Source organism: Enterobacter cloacae complex sp. P43RS, assembly GCF_014930585.1.
Classification (GTDB): domain Bacteria; phylum Pseudomonadota; class Gammaproteobacteria; order Enterobacterales; family Enterobacteriaceae; genus Enterobacter; species Enterobacter bugandensis.
Genome location: NZ_JADBRJ010000005.1, coordinates 90,754 through 114,651, shown reverse-complemented (window position 1 = coordinate 114,651; position 23,898 = coordinate 90,754). Strand labels below are relative to the sequence as shown.

The window sequence follows — 23,898 nt, the reverse complement described above, 5'->3', positions numbered from 1 at the left end:
ATCGTCTTCGTTTAAGGTTTCCTTAAGTTGACAGATTTATGATAGCGCGATTACTCGTCAATGATCCCTAATTATGGCACTCACTTCCAGCCGTTCAGAATTGTCTAACTTACAGACTAATAAGACAAAACAGCTTTACCGCTTACCGTCCCGCTTTTATGGTTATCAGCTTTTGGTGCTAGTAGCGCTTGCCGTGGTGTTTACGTGGCTATCGCGCGATGAAGCGCTCGACAGATGGATCACCGGTTTTTGGTATGACGCGGCGACACAGACTTTCCCGCTGCAGAAAGACCACCTGCTGGATCTGCTGAACCATCGTCTGGCGAAGTACATTGCGATTGCCTTAGGCGCCGTGGCGCTGCTTTACGGCGCTTACAAACATAACGCAAGGCTTGTCACAGCCGCGCTGCTGATGGGGCTTGGCGCGCTGGTGGTTGGCGTGCTGAAAAGCATCAGCCACCACAGCTGCCCGTGGGATCTGGTGGAATATGGCGGTAAGGCCGTGTCTTACCCCCTGTTCAGTGCTGTTCCGGCAGACAGCGGTCCGGGCCGCTGCTTCCCGGGTGGCCATTCTTCCAGCGGCTTTATGGTGATGGGGCTGTTTTTTGCCTTCTGGCGCGAGCGTCCGCGTCTCGCCTGGAGCTTTGTGGTCCTTGGCGCGGTTATGGGTCTGGCGATGGGCTTCGGTCAGGTGATGCGCGGGGCACATTTTTTCTCTCACAACCTGTGGGCCGGGTGGTGGGTCTGGTTTTCCCAGGTGGCGGTCTACGGGCTGGTTTCCACCCGGTTTGCAAAAGAGTGATTACGCTATGCTAGAGAATCTGAATTATCAGCTGTTTTATCTAATCAACGCCACCCCGGCCTCGCCAGAGTGGATGATTGATTTTGCCACCTTTCTGGCGAAAGACCTTATCAGCATCGTGCCTGCGCTGGCTGCCATTCTCTGGCTGTGGGGGCCGCGCAGCCAGGTTAAGGCTCAGCGCCAACTGGTGATCAAAGTCGCGATGGCGCTCGGGGTAAGCGTGCTGGTCAGCTATCTTCTCGGCCACGCGTTCCCGCACGATCGTCCTTTTGTCGATCGCATTGGCTACACCTTCCTGCACCACGCGCCGGATGACTCTTTCCCGAGCGATCACGGTACGGTTATCTTCACCTTCGCGCTGGCTTTCCTGTTCTGGCATCGCCTGTGGTCGGGTGCGGTGCTGATGGTGGTCGCTGTGGCTATCGCCTGGTCGCGCGTCTATCTTGGCGTCCACTGGCCGCTGGATATGGTGGGCGGTTTCCTGGTGGGGCTGATTGGCTGCGTGAGCGCGGCTATCCTGTGGAATCTCTTCGGTGAGGCGCTCTACCGCGGGCTCTCTTCGCTCTATCGCGCCATTTTTGCCATCCCGATCCGCAAGGGCTGGATACGTGACTAACCCCAACCGGACAGGTTACACTGAGCCCCCGCCCTGCGGGGGCTCACTTTTTTATCCCGAGGAACTATGGAAACACGACGCGATGACCGCATTGCTCAGCTGCTGCAGGCGCTGAAGCGCAGCGATAAGCTGCATCTGAAGGAAGCCGCCAACCTCCTCGGCGTCTCAGAGATGACCATTCGTCGCGATCTGAACAGCGACAGCGCCCCCGTGGTACTGCTGGGCGGGTACATCGTCCTTGAGCCGCGCAGCGCCAGCCATTATCTGATCAGCGACCAGAAGACGCGTCTGGTTGAAGAGAAGCGTAAAGCCGCGCGCCTTGCGGCTACGCTGGTTCAGCCGCACCAGACGCTGTTTTTTGACTGCGGCACCACTACGCCGTGGATTATCGAAGCCATTGACAGCAGTATTCCCTTTACCGCGGTGTGCTACTCCCTGAACACCTTTCTGGCGCTTCAGGAGAAACCCGAGTGCCGGGTGATCCTCTGCGGCGGCGAGTTTCACGCCAGCAACGCCATCTTTAAACCGCTTAACCTGCAGGACACGCTTAGCAATTTATGCCCGGACATCGCGTTTTATTCTGCCGCAGGCGTGAACGTGCGCCAGGGTGCAACCTGCTTTAATCTGGAGGAGCTGCCGGTCAAGCACTGGGCGTTAAATGCCGCGCAGTATCATGTGCTGGTGGTCGATCACAGCAAGTTTGGCAAGGTGCGTTCGGCAAGAATGGGCGAGCTGGCGCAGTTTGACGCCATCGTCAGCGATTGCCGCCCCGATGACGAGATTGTGGCCCATGCAAAGGCACAGCAGGTGAAGTTGATGTATTGAGGTTATGCCGGGTAAGCGCAGCGCCACCCGGCATCAAACTTAACTAAACCAGCTGCCAAACCAGCTATGGAATTTCATTAACACGAAATCCCACATCCGGCTGAAGAAGCCGCCCTCTTCCACCGCTTCCATCACAATCAGCGGACGCTGTTCAATCGACTTGCCGTTTAGCTGGAAATCAATCGTCCCGACCACCTGGCCTTTTTTCAGCGGCGCGGTGAGCTGCGGGTCGGTCAGGGTATAGCTTGCTTTCAGGTTTTTCAGCTGACCGCGTGGAATGGTCACGGAACCGGCCTCACCCGCCCCCAGATTCACCTCGCTCTTGTCACCAAACCAGACGCGCTGGCTGACGAACGTGGCATCCGGTTTAATCGGCGTCACGGTTTCATAGAAGCGGAAGCCCCAGGTCAGCAGTTTTTCTGACTCGTTAAAGCGGATGCGGTCGGTTTTGGTGCCCAGCACCACCGAGATCAGGCGCATGTCGCCCTGCGTCGCGGAGGCCACCAGGTTGTAGCCCGCGCCGGCCGTGGTGCCGGTCTTCATTCCGTCCACGTTAACGTTGCTGCTCCAAAGCAGGCGGTTGCGGTTCGGCTGGCGAATTTTGTTGAAGGTAAACTCTTTCTCTTTGTGGATGGCGTATTCATCCGGCACGTCGTGGATCAGCGCTTTTCCCAGCAGCGCCATGTCGCGCGCGGTACTGAACTGTCCCGGCGCATCCAGGCCGTGGACCGTTTTGAAGGTGGTGTTGGTTAAGCCGAGCTTTTGCGCATAGCCATTCATCAAACCAATGAAAGAATCCTGACTGCCGGCAACGTAGTCGGCCAGCGCGATACACGCATCATTTCCCGACTGAATGATTACCCCTTTGTTCAGATCGGAGACGGAGACCTGATCGCCAGGCTTCAGGAACATCACAGACGAGCCCCGCAGCGCCGGGTTGCCGGTCGCCCAGGCATCCTTCCCGATGGTAACCATATCGTCCAGCTTGATCTTGCCCGCTTTTAACGCCTGCCCGACCACATAGCTGGTCATGATTTTGGTCAGGCTGGCCGGATCGAGTTTCTCATCCGCATTGCCTTCCGCCAGCACCTTACCGCTGGAATAGTCCATCAGGATCCAGGCGCGCGCGTCCACAGGCGGCGCTTCGGGCGCAGCCTGTTCAGCCGCGTAGAGTGTTGGTGCAAACAGGAAAAGAAGCGCAGAGCCTGCCGCCAGGCTGCGCAGAGAAGTCATTTTTCGCGTCATAAATGCCACCCGAGTGTCCATTCAAAAATTACGTCACATCACCGTGTCGCAAGAAGCGATGAGTAATAGCGCACTAAAACGGTTAAAGAAACCCAACGAGGGTAAAGTTATTAAAGTTTATGCAATAACATTCATTTACGCTTTGATTCAGGCGATTTTTTTGTCTTCTGTTGCGTAATTGTTAGGTTTATCTCACCATGGCAAAAAGCCGACCCGGATTCACACTCAACAGGAGTAAATATGATTACGCTGTGGGGCAGGAATAATTCGACCAACGTTAAGAAAGTGCTCTGGACGCTGGAGGAACTGGATTTACCGTTTAACCAAATCATGGCTGGCATGTCGTTCGGCGTGAACAAAGAGGCCGACTATCTGGCGATGAACCCGAACGGCCTGGTGCCGCTGCTGCGCGATGACGAAACAGACGCAACGCTTTGGGAGTCCAACACTATTGTGCGTTACCTCGCCGCCCAGTACGGTCTTGGCCGCCTGTGGGTTGAAAACCCGGCGCAGCGCGCGCAGGGTGAGAAGTGGATGGACTGGGCAAATCAGACGCTCTCTCCCGTTCACCGCGTGATCCTGATGGGGCTGGTGAGAACCCCTGAAGCCGAGCGCGACTACCCCGCCATTCATGCCGCGCAGGATGCCTGCGAAAACCTGTTTGCGATGATGGACGATGAGCTGGCGAAGCACGCCTGGTTCTCCGGCGATACGTTCGGCGTGGGGGACATTGCCGTAGCGCCGTTCATCTGGAACCTGACTAACCTCGGTCTGAAATGGACGCCGCGCCCGAACCTTGACCGCTGGCTTAAGCAGCTTAGCGAGCGCCCGGCGTACCGTAACGTGGTGATGATCCCGGTCACCTGATTACGCACCGGACGGGCTGACTTTTAACAGCTGCCCGTCCGTTTCGTCGGTCAGGACATACAGATAGCCATCCGGCCCCACCCGCACATCGCGAATACGTTGCTCCCGGTCGCCCAGGATCCGCCCGTCCTCCGTCACCTTATTGCCGTCCACGCTCAGCACGATAACGTCCTTTTCCTTCAGCGCCCCAATAAACAGCTTGTTTTTCCACTGCGGGAACACGTCGCTATTATAGAACGCCATGCCGCTGACCGCGGGCGACACTTTCCAGACAAACAGCGGCTTTTCGGCTCCCTCAACGTGCTCGCCTTTGGCTTCCGGGATTTTCAGCCCGCTGTAGTTAATGCCGTGCGTCGCCAGCGGCCAGCCGTAATTTTTGCCCTTCTCCGGGATGTTAATTTCATCCCCGCCGCGCGGGCCGTGCTCGTTCAGCCACAGCGTGTCGCTCCACGGGTTCATCGCCATCCCCTGCGGGTTACGAATGCCGTAGGACCAAATTTCCGGCCGCGCGCCGGAGGTGTTAACAAAGGGGTTATCCGGCGGCACTTTACCGTCTTCGGTGAGGCGCACCACTTTACCCTGCAGCTTGTCCAGATCCTGCGCCGTCGGGCGCTGGTTGTTCTCACCGAGTCCAATAAAGAGATACCCTTTGCCGTCGAACACCAGTCGCCCACCAAAATGGTTACCGGTTGAGAGTTTCGGCATCTGGCGGAACACCACCTGGAATCCCTCGATGCGGGAAAGATCGTCGCTCAGGCGGCCATAGCCCACCGCCGTTCCGGCCTTGCCGTCACGCCCGGCTTCGGCATAGCTCAGCCAGACGCGGCGCGACTTTTCAAAATCAGGCGCCAGCACCACGTCCAGCAGTCCTCCCTGGCCGTTCGCCCACACCTTCGGCACGCCGACAATGGGATCGGAAAGTCCTTTCCCGGCCTGCCAGCGCTTGAGCTGCCCGCCCTTAAGAGTGACCAGTAAACCGTCATTACCCGGCAGGAACGCCATCGACCAGGGGTGATCGAGTCGGTTTTGCAGCACCTCAACCTTTACCGCCTCTGGCGCAGCAAGAAGCGAAAACGGAATGAACAATGCAGGCAGGAAAATCAACGAGGATCGAGGCATAAAGCGCTCCTTTTTCGGCATATGGCATAAAGATTAGCCATTACCTCCGGGCGCGTTACCACTTTTACAAAAGCTTAATCAGATGGGGGGAGTTGTCTCCCCCCGAACTCAGTGCTGTGCAAGCGTCTCGTGCTTGTTAAGACACATGATGCAAAGAGAGAGCGTTGTCAGGCAGTTTTCAAGCTTCTCCGCGTTAACAGCGATAAAAGTCGGGCAGTCGTGGCGTCCGTTCATCAAACATACCCCTGCAATGGAGAGCACCTCAGCGGCGCGACGCAGCGCCATCAGCTCGCTTTCATCGTATTCCGCCTTCAGGGTCGGTGCTTTTTCACGCATGAAATTACACAGTTCAAACAGATTATCACGCAGATGTTCGCTTTCGCTGACTGACATATAGCCCTTTGCCTTTCTGAGCTGCAGATAGGCGGCCAGGTCGATTCGGGCGTTGATCAGCTTGTTAAGCAGATCGCGTTTCAGTCTGTCAACGGACATGCTATTTCCTCCTCTGTCAGCCATGTTGCACATTCAGAATAAGGTCATTTTTTGTACAGTTTAATGCTTGAGATCAATTATTCTTAACTGATTAACATTATTTACAATGTTACAACCTTTGCCTGGCGCATCCTCCTTGCAAAGAGTGTATAAATCCCCCGCGATACGCTGTAAAATCCCGCCCTGATAACTCCATAATTGATGAATTTTTAACCTATGAGCAATGTTACGCACCAGCCGAAAATCGGCTTCGTCTCCCTGGGCTGCCCGAAAAACCTGGTGGATTCAGAACGCATCCTGACCGAACTGCGCACCGAGGGCTATGACGTGGTGCCAAGCTACGACAACGCCGATATGGTGATCGTTAACACCTGCGGCTTTATCGACAGCGCGGTTCAGGAGTCACTGGAAGCCATCGGTGAAGCGCTGACCGAAAACGGTAAAGTGATTGTTACCGGCTGCCTGGGCGCGAAAGTGGACCAAATCCGCGAAGTGCACCCAAAGGTGCTGGAGATCACCGGCCCGCACAGCTACGAGCAGGTGCTGGAACATGTTCATCACTACGTGCCAAAACCAAAGCACAACCCGTTCCTGAGCCTGGTGCCGGAACAGGGCGTGAAGCTGACGCCGCGTCACTACGCCTACCTGAAAATTTCTGAAGGCTGCAACCATCGCTGCACCTTCTGCATCATCCCGTCGATGCGAGGCGATCTGGTGAGCCGTCCGATTGGCGAAGTGCTGGCGGAAGCGAAACGTCTGGCCGATGCGGGCGTGAAGGAGCTACTGGTCATCTCCCAGGACACCTCGGCTTACGGCGTAGACGTTAAACACCGCTCCGGTTTCCACAACGGCGAGCCGGTGAAAACCAGCATGGTGGGCCTGTGCGAGCAGCTGGCTAAGCTCGGTATCTGGACGCGTCTGCACTACGTCTACCCGTACCCGCACGTTGACGACGTGATCCCGCTGATGGCGGAAGGCAAAATTCTGCCGTACCTGGACATCCCGCTGCAGCACGCCAGCCCGCGTATCCTGAAGCTGATGAAACGTCCTGGCTCCGTTGACCGACAGCTGGCGCGCATCAAGCAGTGGCGTGAGATCTGTCCGGATCTGACCCTGCGCTCCACCTTTATCGTCGGCTTCCCGGGTGAAACCGAAGAAGACTTCCAGATGCTGCTCGACTTCCTGAAAGAAGCGCGCCTGGACCGTGTCGGCTGCTTCAAATACAGCCCGGTGGAAGGCGCAACCGCCAACGAGCTGGCAGACCAGGTGCCGGAAGAGGTGAAAGAGGAGCGCTGGAACCGCTTCATGCAGCTTCAGCAGCAGATTTCTGCCGAGCGTCTGCAGGAAAAAGTGGGCCGCGAGATCATGGTTATCATCGACGAAGTGGACGAAGAAGGCGCGATTGGCCGCAGCATGGCGGACGCCCCTGAAATCGACGGCGCGGTGTACCTGAACGGCGAAACCAACGTTAAGCCAGGTGATATTATTCGCGTCAAAGTTGAAAACGCGGACGAGTATGACCTGTGGGGTAGCCGGGTTTAATCTCACTGCACATCTTTTACAGGCCGGGTGAGGCGAAGCCGCCACCCGGCACATTTCACTGCACTACCCCTTTATCCTCGGATCCAGCGCGTCGCGCAGTCCATCCCCCAGCAGGTTAAACGCCAGCACGGTCAGGAAAATCGCCAGGCTCGGGAAGATCGCCACGTGCGGCGCAATCACCATATCGGCCCTCGCCTCGTTCAGCATCGCACCCCACTCCGGCGTCGGCGGCTGTGCCCCTAACCCCAGAAACGACAGGCTGGCCGCCGAGATAATCGACACGCCGATACGCATGGTGAAATAGACCACGATGGACGACACCGTCCCGGGCAGAATATGGCTGAACAGAATGGTGGTATCGCTGGCCCCCATGCTGCGGGCGGATTCAATAAACGTCTGCTGTTTCAGCACCAGCGTGTTGCCGCGCACCAGGCGGGCAAAGGCCGGAATCGAAAAGACCGCCACCGCGATAATGACGTTGGCCATGCCGCTGCCCATGATCGCCACCACGGCAATCGCCAGCAGAATGCCGGGAAAGGCAAACAGCACGTCACAGATGCGCATGATGATGCGATCCCACCAGCCTTCATAATACCCGGCGACGAGCCCCAGCACGGTACCGATAGCCGCGCCGATCAGCACCGCGACTACCCCGGCGGCGAGAGAAATTTGCGCCCCCACCAGCACGCGGCTGAAGATATCGCGGCCAAGCGAGTCCACGCCGAACCAGTGCAGCATTGAGGGGCCGTCGTTCAGGCGGTCGTAGTCAAAGTAGTTTTCCGCATCAAACGGCGCTACCCACGGCGCAACGATCGCCACCGCAATTAGCACCAGCACGAACAGCCCCGCCGCCATTGCGACTGGCTGACGGCGAAAACGTCGCCAGAATTCGGACCACGGGGTGCGGACATGCTCCGGTTTCAGCCCCGGCATCGCGTTCAAAACGGCCTGACGCCGCCAGTTCAACAATCGCATCTTACTTATACCTGATGGCCGGGTTAATGGCGGCGTAGAGCACGTCCACCACTAAGTTGATAAGAATAAACTCCAGCGAGAAAAGCAGGACTTCTGCCTGAATCACCGGGTAGTCGCGCATCTCGACGGAATCGACCAGCAGGCGCCCCAGCCCCGGCCAGTTGAAGACCTTTTCCACGACGATAGAGCCACCCAGCAGGAAACCAAACTGCAGCCCCATCATCGTCACCACCGGGATCATCGCATTGCGGAACCCGTGCTTGAGAATGACCCACTTCTCGCTGACTCCTTTCGCCCGCGCGGTGCGAATATAATCTTCGCTCAGCACGTCCACGAACGAGGCGCGGGTAAAGCGGGCCATCACCGCCGACACGGCAGCGCCCAGCGTCATGGAGGGCAGAATGTAATGCTTCCAGGTATCGGCCCCGACGGTCGGCAGCCAGCCCAGCTCGACGGAGAAGATCTGCATCAGCAGCATCCCCAGCGCGAACGCCGGGAAGGAGATGCCGGTCACCGCCAGGGCCATGCCGAGCTTGTCCGGCCAACGGTTGCGCCAGACGGCCGCAATAATCCCCGCGCCCAGCCCAAACGCCACCGCCCAGCCCATGCTGGCAATCGTTAGCCAGAACGTGGGCATAAAGCGGCTGGCAATCTCCTCCGACACCGGACGCCGCGACACCATTGAAATACCAAAGTCGCCCTGCAAAACGTTGCACATATAGTGCAGAAACTGCATATACAGCGGCTGGTCGAGGCCCAGCTGTTTACGCACCAGCTCAATGACGGTGGCATCCGCTTCGGGCCCGGCTACCAGACGCGCCGGATCGCCCGGCAGCATGTGGACAAACAAAAACACCAGCACCGCCACTATCAGCAGCGTCGGGATAAGCCCCAGCAGACGTTTACAAACATAATTCAGCATGAGGTTTATTTTAAATCCGCATCGTCAAAGCTAAAGCCGGTGTCCGGCATGATGTAGAACCCGGTCAGCGCTTTGTTATGGGCTGAGACCAGTTTCTCCACCACCAGCGGTACCCACGGCGACTCTTTCCAGATAATGTCCTGCGCGTCCTTGTAGAGGCGGGCTTTCTCTTCCGGTTTGGTGGTTTTCAGGGCATCGGCCAGGTCTTTGTCCACCTGCGGATTGCTGTAAAACGCGGTGTTGAACAGGGTTGGCGGCCAGTTCTGCGAGGCGAACAGCGGCGACAGCGCCCAGTCGGCTTCACCGGTCGAGGCCGTCCAGCCGGTGTAGAACATCCGCACGCCGCTCTCTTTCTGCCCTTTCCCCTCCACTTCTGCCGCACGCTGCCCGGCATCCATCGCGGTGACCTGCGCCTTAATCCCCACCTGCGCCAGCTGCTGCTGGGTGAACTGCAGCACCTTCTGCGCGGTACTGTGGTTATGCGACGACCACAGCGTGGTGCTGAAGCCGTTCGGGAAACCCGCCTCTTTCAGCAGCTCGCGCGCTTTGGCCGGATCGTACGGCCACGGCTGATAGCTTTGCGCATACGCAATAGACGGCGGCAGCACGCCGGTGGCCGGGGTGGCATAACCCGCAAAAGCGACCTTCACCAGCGCCTGACGGTTAATGGCATAGTTGATGGCTTCACGCACCTTCGGGTTATCGAACGGCTTCTGCGTGACGTTCATGCTGATGTAGCGCTGCATGATAGACGGGCTGGCAACCAGCTCCAGCTTGCTGTTTTTCTGCAGAATGGCGGCCTGCTCATACGGGATGGGGAAGGCAAACTGCGCCTCGCCGGTTTGCAGCATTGCCGCGCGGGTGTTGTTATCCACCACCGGACGCCAGGTGATGGTGTCCAGCTTCGGCAGACCCTGCTGCCAGTATCCCGCGAATTTTTTCACCTTCACAAAATCGGTCTGGTTCCAGGTGAGCAGCTCGTACGGACCGGTTCCCACCGGGTGGAAGCCGATCTCTTTACCGTACTTTTTCAGCGCGGCGGGCGAGATCATCGCCGTCGCCGGATGCGCCAGAATATTGATAAACGCGGAGAATGGCTCTTTCAGGGTGATTTTTACCGTTGCCGGGTCAACTACCTCGGTGCTGGCGATATTTTTATACAGGTTATAGCGCTTGAGGCTGTTTTCAGGATTGCTGGCACGGTCGAGGTTGACCTTTACCGCCTCCGCATTGAAATCAGTCCCGTCCTGAAACTTCACGCCGGAACGGAGCTTGATGGTATAGACCAGCCCGTCGTCGGATACGGTGTACCCCTCCGCCAGCACATTTTTCAGCTTCATCTCTCTGTCGAGACCAAACAGCCCCTGATAGAACGATTTCGCCACCGCCTGGGAGAGCGTGTCATTGGCGTCGTACGGATCGAGCGTGGTGAAGTTGGAGCCGACGGCAACCACCACGTCCTTGGCGGCGAACGCGGGGGCAGCGGCCAGGGCTGCCGTCACGCTCGCGGCTAACAACCATCTACGCGCTACAAATGTAACCATTGTGTTCTCCTGCCTGTTGTAAGTTATAAACGTGAGAAGGCATTGTCCTGGCGCGGCGGAGCCACGAAGTGGCCCGGACCAACCTCACGCAGCGTGACGCGCTCCACGGCTTCGCCGCGTTTACGAATGTTGCTCGGCATCTCATCCTGCAGCAGCACGCGCTGGCCGTGGCGGTGCGCGGGATCGGCAACCGGCACCGCCGCAATCAGCTTGCGGGTATAGGGGTGCTGCGGGTTCTCAAACACCGCCCTTCGCGGGCCAATCTCCACGATTTGCCCCATAAACATCACCGCCACGCGGTGGCTGATGCGCTCAACCACCGCCATGTCGTGCGAGATAAACAGGAAGGCAATCCCCATATCCCGCTGTAAATCCAGCAGTAAGTTGATAATTTGCGCCCGGATCGAGACATCCAGCGCCGAGACGGACTCATCCGCAATCACCACCTTCGGGTTCAGCGCCAGCGCGCGGGCGATGCAGATACGCTGCCGCTGCCCGCCGGAAAACTCGTGCGGATAACGCCAGGCGTGTTCCGGCTTCAGGCCAACGCGCTCCAGCAGCCAGGCCACGCGACGCTGAGCCGCCTCGCCGTCGAGCAGGTTATGCACCCGCAGCGGCTCCATAATTGAGTACCCTACCGTATGGCGCGGGTCGAGAGAGGCATACGGATCCTGGAAGATAAACTGAATATCTCGCCGTATCGCCTGTAATTTATTATCTGGCAGAGTGTCGATACGTTCACCGTTAAAGGTTATCGTCCCCTCCTGGGTCTCCACAAGCCTGAGCAGCGCCCGCCCGGTGGTGGATTTCCCGCAGCCGGACTCTCCTACCAGCGCCAGCGTTTCACCCGGCCAGAGATCAAAACTGACGTTTTCCACCGCATGCACTTCGCGCTTCAGGCGGTTGAAAATTCCGCTGCGCAGCGGAAAGCGGGTCACCAGATTGCGCACTTCGAGTATCGGTTTGCCCGACACCACGGTGTCCTGCTCGCCTTCATCCTCCTGCGGCTCTGTCGCCTCCAGGGAAATCAGCGGAAAACGACGCGGCAAATCGCTGCCGTTCATTGCCCCAAGCCGCGGCACCGCCGCCAGCAGCGCTTTGGTGTAAGGATGCTCGGGGGCATGGAAAATCTGCTCGACCGCACCGGTTTCCACAGCATTGCCCTTATGCATCACCAGCACCCGATCGGCGATGTCAGCCACTACGCCCATATCGTGGGTGATGAAAATCACCCCCATCTCCATCTCCTGCTGCAGCACTTTGATGAGCTGCAGGATCTGCGCCTGAATCGTCACGTCCAGCGCCGTCGTCGGCTCATCGGCGATCAGCACCGCCGGACGGCAGGAGAGCGCCATGGCAATCATCACCCGCTGGCGCATGCCGCCGGAAAGCTGATGCGGGTAGCGCCCCAGAATGGCCTGCGCCTCCGGAATGCGCACCAGCTCCAGCATCCGTCGGGCCTCTTTAAGCGCCTCATCGCCGCTCAGCCCCTGATGCAGCCGGATGGACTCGGCAATTTGCTCCCCGACCGGGAACACCGGGTTCAGGGAGGTCATCGGCTCCTGGAAGATCATCGCAATATCCGCCCCGCGCACGCCCTGCATCTGCGCGCCGCTCAGCTCGTTTAAATCGATGACCTGACGGTTACGGCGGCGCAGGAGCATTTTCTCGCTGCTGATTTGCCCGCCCGTCTGTTCCAGCAGGCGCATCAGCGCCAGCGCGGTGACCGATTTACCGGAGCCGGATTCGCCAACAATCGCCAGCGTCTCGCCGCGTCTGAGCGAGAACGATAAATTCTGTACTGCGGGGATGAACTGCCGCTCTTCCTGAAACGCAATATTCAGCTGATGGACAGCCAGCACCTCGCGGTTGTCCAGTTCTTCAGTGTGCGGCACGCGCTGCCCCCTTATTCACGATAGATGCCCGTGCTCGGCTCATCACCGGCATAACCCCAGGCGCGGTACATGCCTTCGCTGTTGAACGGCAGGGCCACGTTGCCCTCACGATCGACCGCAATCAGCCCGCCGACGCCGCCCAGGGCAGGTAATTTTTCCATCACCACGCGCTCGCAGGCCTCGCTCAGGCTTAAACCGCCGTAATCCATCAGCGCGGTGATGTCGTAGGCCGCGAGGGCGCGAATAAACACTTCCCCGGTGCCGGTACACGACACCGCTGCCGTGGCGTTATTGGCATAGCAGCCCGCGCCGGGCAGCGGGCTGTCGCCGACGCGTCCCGGCAGCTTGTTGGTCATGCCGCCCGTTGACGTCGCCGCCGCGAGGTTACCGGCTTTATCGAGCGCCACCGCGCCGACCGTGCCCATTTTGGTGGTTTCATCCAGCGGCGCAGTATGGTCAAGCTGCGTTATGCCCGCCGTACGGGCTTCCAGCAGCTGCTGATAGCGTTCTTCCGTGGAAAACAGATCCGGCGATACCGGTTCCATTCCGTGCTCAAAGGCAAATTTTTCCGCCCCAGCGCCCGCCAGCAGAACGTGCGGGCTCTCCTCCATCACCAGACGCGCCGCCAGCACCGGGTTTCGCAGATGGCTCACGCCCGCCACGGCGCCCGCCTTCAGGGTGACGCCGTCCATCACGCAGGCGTCCAGCTCGTGGGTTTCATCCCGGGTAAAGACCGAACCTATTCCGGCATTAAAGAGCGGACACTCTTCCAGCAGGCGCACCGCCTCGGTGACCACATCCAGCGCGCTCTCGCCCGCTTCCAGCATTTTCTGGCCCGTTTCCACAATGGCGTACAGCGCGTCAATGTAGCGCTTTTCCTGCTCGGGACTAAGCTGTGCACGGGTGATTGCCCCTGCGCCGCCATGAATTGCGATTACCGCATTAACCATTCGCATCACCCGTTAGCCTGATTCGCGGCTTTTTCTATAAATATCATTATCGTCGATGAAACTTCAGATGATTTTTGAATATAGAAAGACGCAACAGTGATGTAAAGCGTACACCCATCGGGTCATACAGTTAGCCGCACTTTTCTGCCATAATGGGCGCTTTCGTTGTTACTCCGCAGGAGCCCACCATGGATTTTACCGCCGGACTGATGCCGCTTGAGACGGCACTCTCGCAGATGCTTGACCGTATTTCTCCGCTGCATGACGTTGAGACGCTGCCGCTTGTGCGCTGTTTTGGTCGTATTGCCGCGCGCGATATCGTCTCGCCGATGAACGTGCCGGGGTTCGATAACTCCGCGATGGACGGTTACGCGGTGCGCCTGGCGGATCTCCAGACGGGTAACGCCCTGCCGGTAGCGGGTAAAGCCTTTGCGGGCCAGCCGTTTGTCGGCGAATGGCCTGCGGGCACCTGCGTGCGCATCATGACCGGCGCGCCGGTTCCGCAGGGCTGCGATGCCGTGGTGATGCAGGAAGAGACCGAGCAGACCGACGACGGGGTGCGTTTTACCGCGAACGTTAAAGCGGGCCAGAACATCCGCCGCACGGGCGAAGACATCACCCTCGGCGCGACCGTTTTTGCCGCCGGGCAGAAATTGACGGTAGGTGAACTGCCGGTGCTGGCGTCGCTCGGCATCGCGGAAGTTGACGTTGTCCGCAAGGTGCGCGTGGCGGTTTTCTCCACCGGCGACGAGCTGCAGCTTCCGGGCCAGCCGCTGCAGGACGGCCAGATTTATGACACCAACCGCCTGGCGGTACACCTGATGCTGGAGCAGCTGGGCTGCGAGGTGATTAACCTCGGGATTATTCCAGACGACCCGGAAAAACTGCGCGCGGCGTTTATCGAGGCGGACAAATCCGCCGACGTGGTCATCAGCTCCGGCGGCGTCTCCGTGGGCGAAGCGGATTACACCAAAACCCTTCTTGAAGAGCTGGGCGAAATCGCCTTCTGGAAGCTGGCGATCAAGCCGGGCAAACCGTTCGCGTTTGGCAAGCTTCCGCACAGCTGGTTCTGCGGCCTGCCGGGTAACCCGGTCTCTGCGGCACTCACCTTCTACCAGCTGGCGATCCCGCTGCTGGCGAAGCTTTCCGGCAACAAAGCCAGCCCGCTGCCGGAACGCCTGCGCGTGCGTGCCGCTACGCGCCTGAAAAAATCACCGGGTCGTCTCGATTTCCAGCGCGGCATTCTGGCACGCGGCGCGGACGGTGAGCTCGAAGTGAGCACCACCGGACATCAGGGCTCGCACATTTTCAGCTCCTTCAGTCTGGGTAACTGCTTCATCGTGCTGGAGCGCGAGCGCGGCAACGTGGAAGCCGGCGAATGGGTTGAGGTTGAGCGCTTTAACCACCTGTTCGGAGGCTGACATGACGGTGGAGCTGAGCGACCAGGAGATGATGCGCTACAACCGCCAGATCGTGCTGCGCGGGTTTGACTTCGAGGGCCAGGAAGCGCTTAAGGCAGCCAATGTGCTGGTCGTCGGTCTCGGCGGGCTGGGCTGCGCCGCCGCGCAGTATCTTGCGGCGGCGGGCGTGGGCAGGATGACGCTGTTGGATTTCGATACCGTCTCGGTGTCCAACCTGCAGCGCCAGACGCTGCACAGCGACGCGACGGTTGGCCAGCCGAAAGTGGACTCTGCCCGCACGGCGCTGGCGCGCATCAACCCCAACGTTCAGTTCACCCTGATTGACGCGATGCTGGATGACGACGCGCTGTTCGCGCAGATTGCGCAGCACGATCTGGTGCTCGACTGCACCGATAACATCGCGGTCCGTAACCAGCTGAACGCGGGCTGTTTTGCCCACAAAACCCCGCTGGTCTCCGGCGCGGCAATCCGCATGGAGGGGCAAATCAGCGTCTTCACGTACGCGGATGGTGAACCCTGCTACCGCTGCCTGAGCCGTCTGTTTGGCGAGAATGCGCTGACCTGCGTCGAGGCGGGCGTGATGGCGCCACTCGTCGGCGTGATTGGCTCATTGCAGGCAATGGAAGCGATCAAAGTGCTGGCGCACTACGGCACGCCTGCCGCGGGGAAAATCGTGATGTATGACGCGATGACCTGCCAGTTCCGCGAGATGAAGCTGATGCGTAACCCGGGGTGTGAGGTTTGCGGAGGTTAAAGCAAACGGCAACCTTCAGGTTGCCGTTTTAGTGTTTGCTCCCTCTCCGTGTGGGAGAGGGTTGGGGTGAGGGCATCAGGCCGCCCCCGTCAGATAGACGTCCGTCCAAACGCTCCCTGCCAGTCCTGCTCAAACTTCACGATCGCCGCATCCACCGCAGGGGAAGTAATAAACTGCTGCGCCACGTCCAGTGGCAGCGTGATGGACTCGCACCCTGCCAGCAGGCAGTCCAGCGCCTGACGCGGGGTTTTAAAGCTCGCGGCCAGCACCTTTGACTGCGGCGCGTGCAGCGCCAACAGCTGCTGCAGTTCAATTACGGTCTGAATCCCGTCCCCGCCCTGCGCGTCCACGCGGTTAACGTAAGGGGCCACATACTCTGCTCCGGCCAGGGCGGACAGCATCCCCTGCGCGGCGCCATACACCGCCGTGCCCAGCGTCGGGATCCCTTCCGCTTTCAGCATCTTAATGGCTGCCAGCCCTTCTGCGGTCACCGGCACCTTCACCACCAGGTCGTTAATGATAGCGCGCAGCTTGCGCGCGTCTTCCACCATCCCTTCGGCGGTGGTTGCCATTACCTGCGCAAACAGACGGCCCTTACCTCCCAACGCGTCGTGCAGCGCGGGCAGCAGCTCGTCGAGCGGCGTTTTTCCTGCCGCCACAATGCTTGGGTTGGTGGTCACGCCCGCCAGCGGGAAGATACGCGCCAGCTTTTTGACTGCCGCAACGTCAGATGTGTCGAGATAAAGTTCCATGATGTCACCCTCAAAATTAGCCTGCACTTACCCTATCACGATAAAACCTGCTCAAGAGTTGACCTGAATCAAGATAACTTTCATTCGAAAGTCACTTAATCTTCATATGCAACTTGAGGGCAAAAATATGATCTTCAATATTCAGCGTTATTCCACCCACGACGGCCCCGGTATTCGAACCGTGGTGTTCCTGAAAGGCTGCTCGCTGGGCTGTCGCTGGTGTCAGAACCCGGAAAGCCGCTCGCGCAGCCGGGACGTGCTGTTTGACGCGCGCCTGTGTCTGGAAGGCTGCGACCTGTGTCAGCTGGCGGCACCGGGCTGTATCGAACGCGCGCTCAATGGCCTGGTCATCCACCGCGAAAAGCTGAGTGAAGAGACGCTTAACGCCCTCACCGACTGCTGCCCGACGCAGGCGCTTACCGTCTGCGGTGAAGAGAAGCAGGTGGACGAGATCATGACCACCGTGCTGCGCGACAAACCCTTTTATGACCGCAGCGGCGGCGGGATCACCCTCTCCGGCGGCGAGCCGTTTATGAACCCGGAGCTGGCGCACGCCCTGTTCAAGGCCAGCCACGAACAGGGTATCCACACCGCCGTCGAAACCTGCCTTCACGTGCCGTGGCACTATATCGAGCCGTCATTACCGTACGTCGATCTGTTCCTTGCCGACCTTAAGCACGTCGACGGAGCGGTGTTCAAACAGTGGACCGACGGTTCGGCCAAACGGATCCTGGACAACCTGAAGCGCCTCGCCGCTGCCGGGAAAAAGATCACCATCCGCGTGCCGCTGATCCAGGGCTTTAACGCCGATGAAGCGTCCATCACAGCCATTACCAACTTCGCCGCCGACGAACTCGGCGTCGATGATATTCATTTTTTGCCGTATCACACGCTGGGCATGAACAAATACACCCTGCTCGGCCAACCCTACTCTGCCCCTGACAAACCGCTGGATAACCCTGCCCTGCTGGATTTCGCGCAGCAGTACGCCTGCCAGAAAGGGTTAACCGCGACCTTACGAGGATAAACCTATGACCACCCTGAATCTCAACACCCTCAGCGAACGTATTAAAGCGCATAAAATGGCGCTGGTGCATATCGTCAAGCCGCCGGTCTGTACCGAGCGCGCGCAGCATTACACCGAAATGTACCAGCAGCACATGGACAAGCCGATCCCGGTGCGCCGCGCCCTGGCGCTGGCACATCACCTGGCGGAACGCACCATCTGGATCAAGCACGACGAGCTGATTATCGGCAACCAGGCAAGCGAAGTGCGCGCCGCGCCGATCTTCCCGGAATATACCGTCTCCTGGATTGAGAAAGAGATTGACGATCTGGCGGACCGTCCGGGTGCGGGCTTCGCGGTGAGTGAAGAAAACAAGCGTGTGCTGCATGAAATCTGCCCGTGGTGGCGCGGCCAGACGGTGCAGGATCGCTGCTACGGCATGTTCACCGACGAGCAGAAAGGCCTGCTGGAAACCGGCATCATCAAAGCCGAAGGCAACATGACCTCCGGCGACGCCCACCTGGCGGTAAACTTCCCGCTGGTGCTGGAGAAAGGTCTCGACGGCCTGCGCGCCAAAGTGGACGAGCGCCGCTCGCGCATCAACCTGACGGTGCTGGAAGACCTGCACGGCGATCAGTTCCTGAAGGCAATTGATATCGTGCTGGAAGCCGTCAGCCTGCACATCAAACGCTTCGCCGACCTGGCGCGTGAGATGGCGTCTACGGAAACCCGCGAAAGCCGCCGCGACGAGCTGCTGGCGATGGCGGAAAACTGCGACGTGATTGCCCACGAGCCGCCAAAAACCTTCTGGCAGGCGCTGCAGCTGTGCTACTTCATTCAGCTGATCCTGCAGATTGAGTCCAACGGTCACTCCGTTTCCTTCGCCCGTATGGACCAATATCTTTACCCGTACTATCGCCGCGACGTGGAGCTGGACCAGAGCCTGGATCGCGAGCACGCCATCGAGCTGCTGCACAGCTGCTGGCTGAAGCTGCTGGAAGTGAACAAAATCCGCTCCGGCTCGCACTCCAAAGCCTCTGCCGGTAGCCCGCTGTACCAGAACGTCACCATTGGTGGTCAGAAGCTGGTTAACGGCGAGCCGATGGACGCGGTGAACCCGCTCTCCTACGCGATTCTGGAGTCCTGCGGCCGTCTGCGCTCTACCCAGCCGAACCTGAGCGTGCGCTACCATGCGGGCATGAGCAACGACTTCCTCGACGCCTGCGTGCAGGTGATCCGCTGCGGCTTCGGGATGCCGGCCTTTAACAACGATGAAATCGTGATCCCGGAATTTATCAAGCTTGGCGTTGAGCGCGATGATGCCTACGACTACGCGGCCATCGGCTGCATCGAAACCGCGGTAGGCGGCAAGTGGGGCTACCGCTGCACCGGCATGAGCTTTATCAACTTCGCCCGCGTCATGCTGGCGGCGCTGGAAGGCGGCCGCGACGCCACCAGCGGCAAGGTGTTCCTGCCGCAGGAAAAAGCGCTCTCAGCCGGCAACTTCGACAATTTCGAGGAGGTGATGGCGGCGTGGGACAGCCAGATCCGCTACTACACCCGCAAATCTATCGAAATTGAGTACGTGGTAGACACCATGCTGGAGGAGAACGTCCACGATATTCTCTGCTCGGCGCTGGTGGACGACTGCATCGAACGCGCGAAAAGCATCAAGCAGGGCGGCGCGAAGTATGACTGGGTCTCCGGCCTGCAGGTGGGTATCGCCAACCTCGGCAACAGCCTGGCAGCGGTGAAAAAGCTGGTCTTTGAGCAGGGCGTCATCGGCCAGCAGCAGCTGGCGGCGGCGCTGGCCGATGACTTCGACGGGCTGACCCACGAGCAGCTGCGCCAGCGCCTGATCAACGGCGCGCCGAAGTACGGCAACGATGACGACAGCGTGGACATGCTGCTGACACGCGCCTACCAGACCTACATTGAGGAGCTGAAGCAGTACCACAACCCGCGCTACGGCCGCGGCCCGATTGGTGGTAACTACTACGCGGGCACGTCGTCTATCTCCGCTAACGTGCCGTTCGGCGCGGCAACGATGGCCACGCCGGACGGACGTAAGGCGCATACCCCACTGGCGGAAGGGGCCAGCCCGGCTTCCGGTACCGACCACCTTGGTCCAACGGCGGTCATCGGTTCCGTGGGTAAACTGCCTACCGAGGCGATCCTGGGCGGCGTGCTGCTTAACCAGAAGCTGAACCCGTCGACGCTGGAAAACGACAGCGATCGCCAGAAGCTGATGGTACTGCTGCGTACCTTCTTCGAGGTGCACAAGGGCTGGCATATTCAGTACAACATCGTCTCGCGCGAAACGCTGCTGGAGGCGAAGAAACACCCGGACCAGTACCGCGACCTGGTAGTGCGCGTGGCGGGTTACTCGGCGTTCTTCACCGCCCTGTCGCCGGATGCGCAGGACGATATTATCGCCCGTACTGAGCATACGCTGTAGCGAAGTATTCCCTCTCCCCGTGGGAGAGGGAGAAAACACTAAAAACGGCAACCTCGGTTGCCGTTTTGCTTTTACTTTCGAATGAAATTAAATTTGTGCTCCCCGTCACCTTGTTATTAGAATGTTTCAAAACGCAGTGACCCAGGAGCACAGTATGACCGTTAAAGTTATCGTCACCGATATGGACGGAACTTTCCTTGATGATGCCAAGCAGTACGATCGTGACCGCTTCCAGGCACAGTTTGAGCAGCTTAAATCCCGCGATATTGAATTCGTTGTCGCCAGCGGCAATCAGTATTACCAGCTCATCTCCTTCTTCCCCGAGCTGAAAGAGCAGATCTCCTTCGTGGCGGAGAACGGCGCGCTGGTGTTTGACCACGGCGAACAGGTTTTCCACGGCGAGCTGACCCGCCATGAGTCGCAGATCGTTATTGGCGAACTGCTGAAAGACGAAGGGCTGAACTTTGTAGCCTGCGGTCTGGAGAGCGCCTACGTCAGCGACAAAGCCCCGGACGCCTTCGTGGCGCTGATGTCAAAGCACTATCACCGCTTAAAACGCATCAGCGATTACCGCGAAATCGACGACGTGCTGTTTAAGTTCTCCCTGAACCTGCCGGACAGCGATATCCCGAACCTGGTCGATAAACTGCACGTCTCCCTGGACGGCATCATGAAGCCGGTCACCAGCGGTTTCGGTTTTGTCGATTTGATTATCCCCGGCCTGCACAAAGCCAACGGCATCAGCCGCCTGCTAAAACGCTGGAAAATCTCCCCGCAGGAGTGCGTCGGCATTGGCGACAGCGGCAACGATGCCGAGATGCTGAAGCTGGTGAAATACTCTTTTGCGATGGGCAACGCGGCGCAGAGCATTAAAGACATTAGCCGCTACAGCACCGACGATAACAACCATCAGGGCGCGCTGAACGTCATTCAGGCCGTGCTCGACAACCACTCTCCTTTCGACGTCTGATCCTTTCCTCGCCGGAGCCCCGCTCCGGCCTCTCACTCTTTTTCCGTCCTGTGGCTTGCGTCAAGTTTTTAAACTTGCATTAACTTATTTTTAACTTAAAGTATCACTTGTAGATATTTTTACTTTCGAATGAAAGATGCGAGGCAGTTATGACCTTTACCAGTGAAACCTTGCCAGCGGACCACAAAGCGGCAATCCGTCAGTTAAAACGTGAGTTACGCGCGCAGATCGGCGACGTGCAGGCGGTGTTCGACAAGCTCAGCGATAAAATCGCCACCCGCGTGGCGGAGATCAACGCCCTGAAAAATAAAGGCGAATCCGTCTGGCCGGTGATTCCGTTTGCAGATGTGAAAAACGGCACGATTACCGACGCTCAGCGCGAGGCCGTTAAGCGCCGCGGCTGCGCGGTGATTAAAGGTCACTTCCCCCGCGAGCAGGCGCTGGCGTGGGACCGGTCGATGCTCGACTACCTCGATCTGAACAAGTTTGACGAGGTATACAAAGGGCCGGGCGACAACTTCTTCGGCACCTTAACCGCCTCCCGTCCGGAGATTTACCCGATCTACTGGTCCCAGGCGCAAATGCAGGCGCGCCAGAGTGAAGCGATGGCGCAGGTGCAGTCGTTCCTGAACCGTTTATGGACATTCGAGAGCAACGGCAAGCAGTGGTTTAACCCTGACGTGAGCGTGATTTATCCGGACCGCATTCGCCGTCGTCCGCCGGGAACCACTTCAAAAGGGCTGGGGGCGCATACCGATTCCGGCGCGCTGGAGCGCTGGCTGCTGCCGGCTTACCAGCAGGTGTTTGCCCGCGTGTTTGACGGCAACGTCGAGAAATACGATCCGTGGAACGCCGCGCACCGTACTGAAGTGGAAGAGTACACCGTGGATAACACCACCAAGTGCTCGGTGTTCCGCACCTTCCAGGGCTGGACGGCGCTGTCGGATATGATCCCCGGCCTGGGGCTGCTGCACGTGGTGCCGATCCCGGAAGCAATGGCCTACATTCTGCTGCGTCCGCTGCTGGACGACGTGCCGGAAGACGAACTCTGCGGCGTGGCGCCGGGGCGCGTGCTGCCGATTTCCGAGAAGTGGCACCCGCTGCTTGTCGAAGCATTGACCAGCATTCCGGCGCTGGAAGCCGGTGATTCCGTGTGGTGGCACTGCGACGTGATCCACTCCGTCGCGCCGGTGGAAAATCAGCAGGGCTGGGGCAATGTGATGTACATCCCCGCCGCGCCAATGTGCGAGAAGAACCTCGCCTATGCGAAAAAGGTCAAGGAAGCGCTGGAAACCGGCGCGTCGCCGGGAGACTTCCCGCGCGAGGATTATGAAAAAAGCTGGCAGGACCGTTTTACCGTGAACGATCTCAATATCCACGGCAAGCGTGCGCTGGGCATGGCTTAACTGTCGTACAGCCCTTCCCGCTCCACGGCGGTGCGTCGTTTCCCCTGACGTATCCGCCGTACCGATTCCCGCACGGCCAGCGTGCCGTTCAGCAGCAATGTTCCTACCGGCGCGTCCGGGCGCATCAGCCGCTGCTGGAGCATATGCACCGCTTCCGTTCCCAGCTCGTCGCGGGGAACATGCACCGCCGTTAAGGGCACATCCTGAATCGCCGCCAGATTAAAGCCGTCAATGCTCATCACCGAGACGTCCTGCGGCACGCGCAGACCGTGATTTTGCAGCGCGCTGATAGTGCCTGCCGCCATAAAGTCCCCGCCTACCAGGAACGCCGTCGGCAGGTCTTTTCCCTTCTGTTGGTTAAGCCACTCGCTCACCAGCTGCTCCGTCTCTCTGGCGCTGAAGCTTGGCACCACCAGCAGATCGCGCTTGTCCTTGAACGCCAGGTTATGGGACTGCCACGCGTCGCGGATCCCCGCCAGGCGCAGCTCCATGGTGTAGCGACGCAGGCACAGCACGTTCATCACCTCGCGGTGCCCCATCTCGAACAGGTACTCCGCCGCCCGCTCGCCAATAGCACGGTGATCCGGGGCAACGGCAGGCAGGCGCATGCGGCGGTCCCGGCAGTTAATCAGCATGCAGGGTTTCCCCACATCCACCGCCAGATCGTGGATATGCGGATCGTCGATACCGAGCAGAATGGCCGCCTGGGTATCCGGCTCGTTCATGCGTGCCAGAAAAATCTGGGCGTCGCTGTCGTTCTCCTCCAGCGCGCAGTAGCGCAGCCGAACCTCGTGCGAGGCAAGCCCTTTGCTCACGCTCTGGATCACGCGGTAGTAAAAGATGTCGGACCGCTCGTCGAAGGCACGCTGAGGGGCAAAAACCACCAGGCTGTTAAGCAGCAGACGCCCCGCCGCCATGCCGTCCATTACCCCCAGCTCCCGCGCGCACGCCAGCACCTTAGCCCGCGCCTTTTCGCTGGTATTCGCTTTGCCTGCCAGCACACGGGAAACCGTACTGATGGAGAGCTGGGTACGGGCGGCGATTTCGGTGATTTTTAGCCTTTTGTCCATTTTGTGATCTGGCTCCATTTGCGAAATGAAAAAATTTTCATAGCGTATTCATCAGGCAATAACTGACATAAAGACCATCATGCCAGAGGGTTTACGTCAGTTATGAGAAATTTTGCACAAAATCCACTTTTGCCCTCTCATTTTCTTCCCTAAGGTGAACTTGTCACACAGCTTCCATACTAGTTGTATAGCAACTTAAGCATTCTAAGCGGATAGAAATCAAAGGCATAACAATCTGTGTGACACCTGAACCTCCGTCCCCTTACC

The 23,898-nt window shown here is 58.9% G+C and carries 21 protein-coding genes; 11 read left to right on the top strand and 10 right to left on the bottom strand.

The features are described from left to right. The first annotated feature begins 73 nt into the window (after nt 1-73). From IM294_RS12000 to deoR, 3 genes are all read left to right on the top strand, one after another. The gene (locus IM294_RS12000; protein ID WP_048960863.1) at nt 74-802 is read left to right on the top strand and encodes a phosphatase PAP2 family protein; all 729 of its coding nucleotides are present in this window, start codon (nt 74-76) and stop codon (nt 800-802) included. Between the two features lie 7 nt (nt 803-809). Next, nucleotides 810-1,418, top strand: a complete 609-nt coding sequence (ybjG, locus tag IM294_RS11995; RefSeq protein WP_028012487.1) for an undecaprenyl-diphosphate phosphatase — start codon at nt 810-812, stop codon at nt 1,416-1,418. Nucleotides 1,419-1,484: 66 nt separating this feature from the next. Further along, nucleotides 1,485-2,243 carry a DNA-binding transcriptional repressor DeoR gene (gene deoR, locus IM294_RS11990; RefSeq protein WP_047368171.1) on the top strand — a complete coding sequence of 253 codons (759 nt, stop codon included), beginning with the start codon at nt 1,485-1,487 and terminating at the stop codon, nt 2,241-2,243. A 39-nt stretch (nt 2,244-2,282) separates the two neighbouring features. Here the strand turns inward: deoR and dacC are convergent, their stop codons facing one another. Further along, nucleotides 2,283-3,488: a serine-type D-Ala-D-Ala carboxypeptidase gene (gene dacC, locus IM294_RS11985; RefSeq protein WP_045260004.1), complete on the bottom strand. Its 1,206-nt coding sequence runs from the start codon at nt 3,486-3,488 to the stop codon at nt 2,283-2,285. A gap of 240 nt (nt 3,489-3,728) precedes the next feature. Here dacC and IM294_RS11980 point away from each other — a divergent pair, with 240 nt between their 5' ends. Further along, nucleotides 3,729-4,355, top strand: a complete 627-nt coding sequence (locus IM294_RS11980; RefSeq protein ID WP_126817728.1) for a glutathione S-transferase family protein — start codon at nt 3,729-3,731, stop codon at nt 4,353-4,355. Here the strand turns inward: IM294_RS11980 and IM294_RS11975 are convergent, their stop codons facing one another. After that, complete coding sequence (locus IM294_RS11975) at nt 4,356-5,474, bottom strand: PQQ-dependent sugar dehydrogenase (RefSeq protein ID WP_048957049.1); 1,119 nt, start codon at nt 5,472-5,474, stop codon at nt 4,356-4,358. A gap of 108 nt (nt 5,475-5,582) precedes the next feature. Then, entirely contained in the window at nt 5,583-5,966 is a 384-nt protein-coding gene (bssR, locus tag IM294_RS11970) for a biofilm formation regulator BssR (protein ID WP_047368169.1), read from the bottom strand. Between the two features lie 216 nt (nt 5,967-6,182). Here bssR and rimO point away from each other — a divergent pair, with 216 nt between their 5' ends. Beyond that, on the top strand, nt 6,183-7,508 hold the full coding sequence (gene rimO / locus IM294_RS11965) for a 30S ribosomal protein S12 methylthiotransferase RimO (RefSeq protein ID WP_041910688.1): 1,326 nt from the start codon (nt 6,183-6,185) through the stop codon (nt 7,506-7,508). A gap of 63 nt (nt 7,509-7,571) precedes the next feature. Here the strand turns inward: rimO and gsiD are convergent, their stop codons facing one another. From gsiD to iaaA, 5 genes are read right to left on the bottom strand one after another with little or no spacing between them, the layout of a single operon-like run. Next, complete coding sequence (gene gsiD / locus IM294_RS11960) at nt 7,572-8,483, bottom strand: glutathione ABC transporter permease GsiD (RefSeq protein ID WP_028012480.1); 912 nt, start codon at nt 8,481-8,483, stop codon at nt 7,572-7,574. A gap of 1 nt (nt 8,484) precedes the next feature. Continuing rightward, a complete protein-coding gene (gsiC, locus tag IM294_RS11955) occupies nt 8,485-9,405 on the bottom strand; it encodes a glutathione ABC transporter permease GsiC (RefSeq protein WP_045630942.1) in 921 nt (306 codons plus the stop codon). 5 nt (nt 9,406-9,410) lie between these two features. Then, nucleotides 9,411-10,949, bottom strand: a complete 1,539-nt coding sequence (gene gsiB / locus IM294_RS11950; RefSeq protein WP_063154631.1) for a glutathione ABC transporter substrate-binding protein GsiB — start codon at nt 10,947-10,949, stop codon at nt 9,411-9,413. Between the two features lie 23 nt (nt 10,950-10,972). Next, the gene (gene gsiA, locus IM294_RS11945; protein WP_045630941.1) at nt 10,973-12,844 is read right to left on the bottom strand and encodes a glutathione ABC transporter ATP-binding protein GsiA; all 1,872 of its coding nucleotides are present in this window, start codon (nt 12,842-12,844) and stop codon (nt 10,973-10,975) included. Between the two features lie 11 nt (nt 12,845-12,855). Next, nucleotides 12,856-13,794 carry a beta-aspartyl-peptidase gene (iaaA, locus tag IM294_RS11940; protein WP_045260003.1) on the bottom strand — a complete coding sequence of 313 codons (939 nt, stop codon included), beginning with the start codon at nt 13,792-13,794 and terminating at the stop codon, nt 12,856-12,858. 188 nt (nt 13,795-13,982) lie between these two features. Here iaaA and moeA point away from each other — a divergent pair, with 188 nt between their 5' ends. Then, nucleotides 13,983-15,215 carry a molybdopterin molybdotransferase MoeA gene (moeA, locus tag IM294_RS11935; RefSeq protein ID WP_126817730.1) on the top strand — a complete coding sequence of 411 codons (1,233 nt, stop codon included), beginning with the start codon at nt 13,983-13,985 and terminating at the stop codon, nt 15,213-15,215. A 1-nt stretch (nt 15,216) separates the two neighbouring features. Next, on the top strand, nt 15,217-15,969 hold the full coding sequence (moeB, locus tag IM294_RS11930; RefSeq protein WP_126817733.1) for a molybdopterin-synthase adenylyltransferase MoeB: 753 nt from the start codon (nt 15,217-15,219) through the stop codon (nt 15,967-15,969). 89 nt (nt 15,970-16,058) lie between these two features. On the opposite strand, the gene fsa is transcribed toward moeB, so the two are convergent. Then, nucleotides 16,059-16,721: a fructose-6-phosphate aldolase gene (gene fsa / locus IM294_RS11925; RefSeq protein ID WP_028012473.1), complete on the bottom strand. Its 663-nt coding sequence runs from the start codon at nt 16,719-16,721 to the stop codon at nt 16,059-16,061. 127 nt (nt 16,722-16,848) lie between these two features. Here fsa and IM294_RS11920 point away from each other — a divergent pair, with 127 nt between their 5' ends. The 4 genes from IM294_RS11920 (at nt 16,849) to IM294_RS11905 (ending at nt 22,561) form a co-directional block, all read left to right on the top strand. Continuing rightward, nucleotides 16,849-17,748, top strand: a complete 900-nt coding sequence (locus tag IM294_RS11920) for a glycyl-radical enzyme activating protein (RefSeq protein WP_063154643.1) — start codon at nt 16,849-16,851, stop codon at nt 17,746-17,748. Between the two features lie 4 nt (nt 17,749-17,752). Beyond that, entirely contained in the window at nt 17,753-20,185 is a 2,433-nt protein-coding gene (locus IM294_RS11915) for a formate C-acetyltransferase/glycerol dehydratase family glycyl radical enzyme (protein ID WP_047362751.1), read from the top strand. Between the two features lie 154 nt (nt 20,186-20,339). Continuing rightward, a complete protein-coding gene (locus IM294_RS11910) occupies nt 20,340-21,155 on the top strand; it encodes a Cof-type HAD-IIB family hydrolase (RefSeq protein WP_045259978.1) in 816 nt (271 codons plus the stop codon). Nucleotides 21,156-21,304: 149 nt separating this feature from the next. Beyond that, on the top strand, nt 21,305-22,561 hold the full coding sequence (locus IM294_RS11905) for a DUF1479 domain-containing protein (RefSeq protein ID WP_193360349.1): 1,257 nt from the start codon (nt 21,305-21,307) through the stop codon (nt 22,559-22,561). Here IM294_RS11905 and IM294_RS11900 read toward each other — a convergent pair. Beyond that, entirely contained in the window at nt 22,558-23,631 is a 1,074-nt protein-coding gene (locus IM294_RS11900; protein ID WP_045259976.1) for a LacI family DNA-binding transcriptional regulator, read from the bottom strand. The two genes, IM294_RS11905 and IM294_RS11900, sit on opposite strands and share 4 nt — an antisense overlap. Nucleotides 23,632-23,898: the final 267 nt, after the last annotated feature.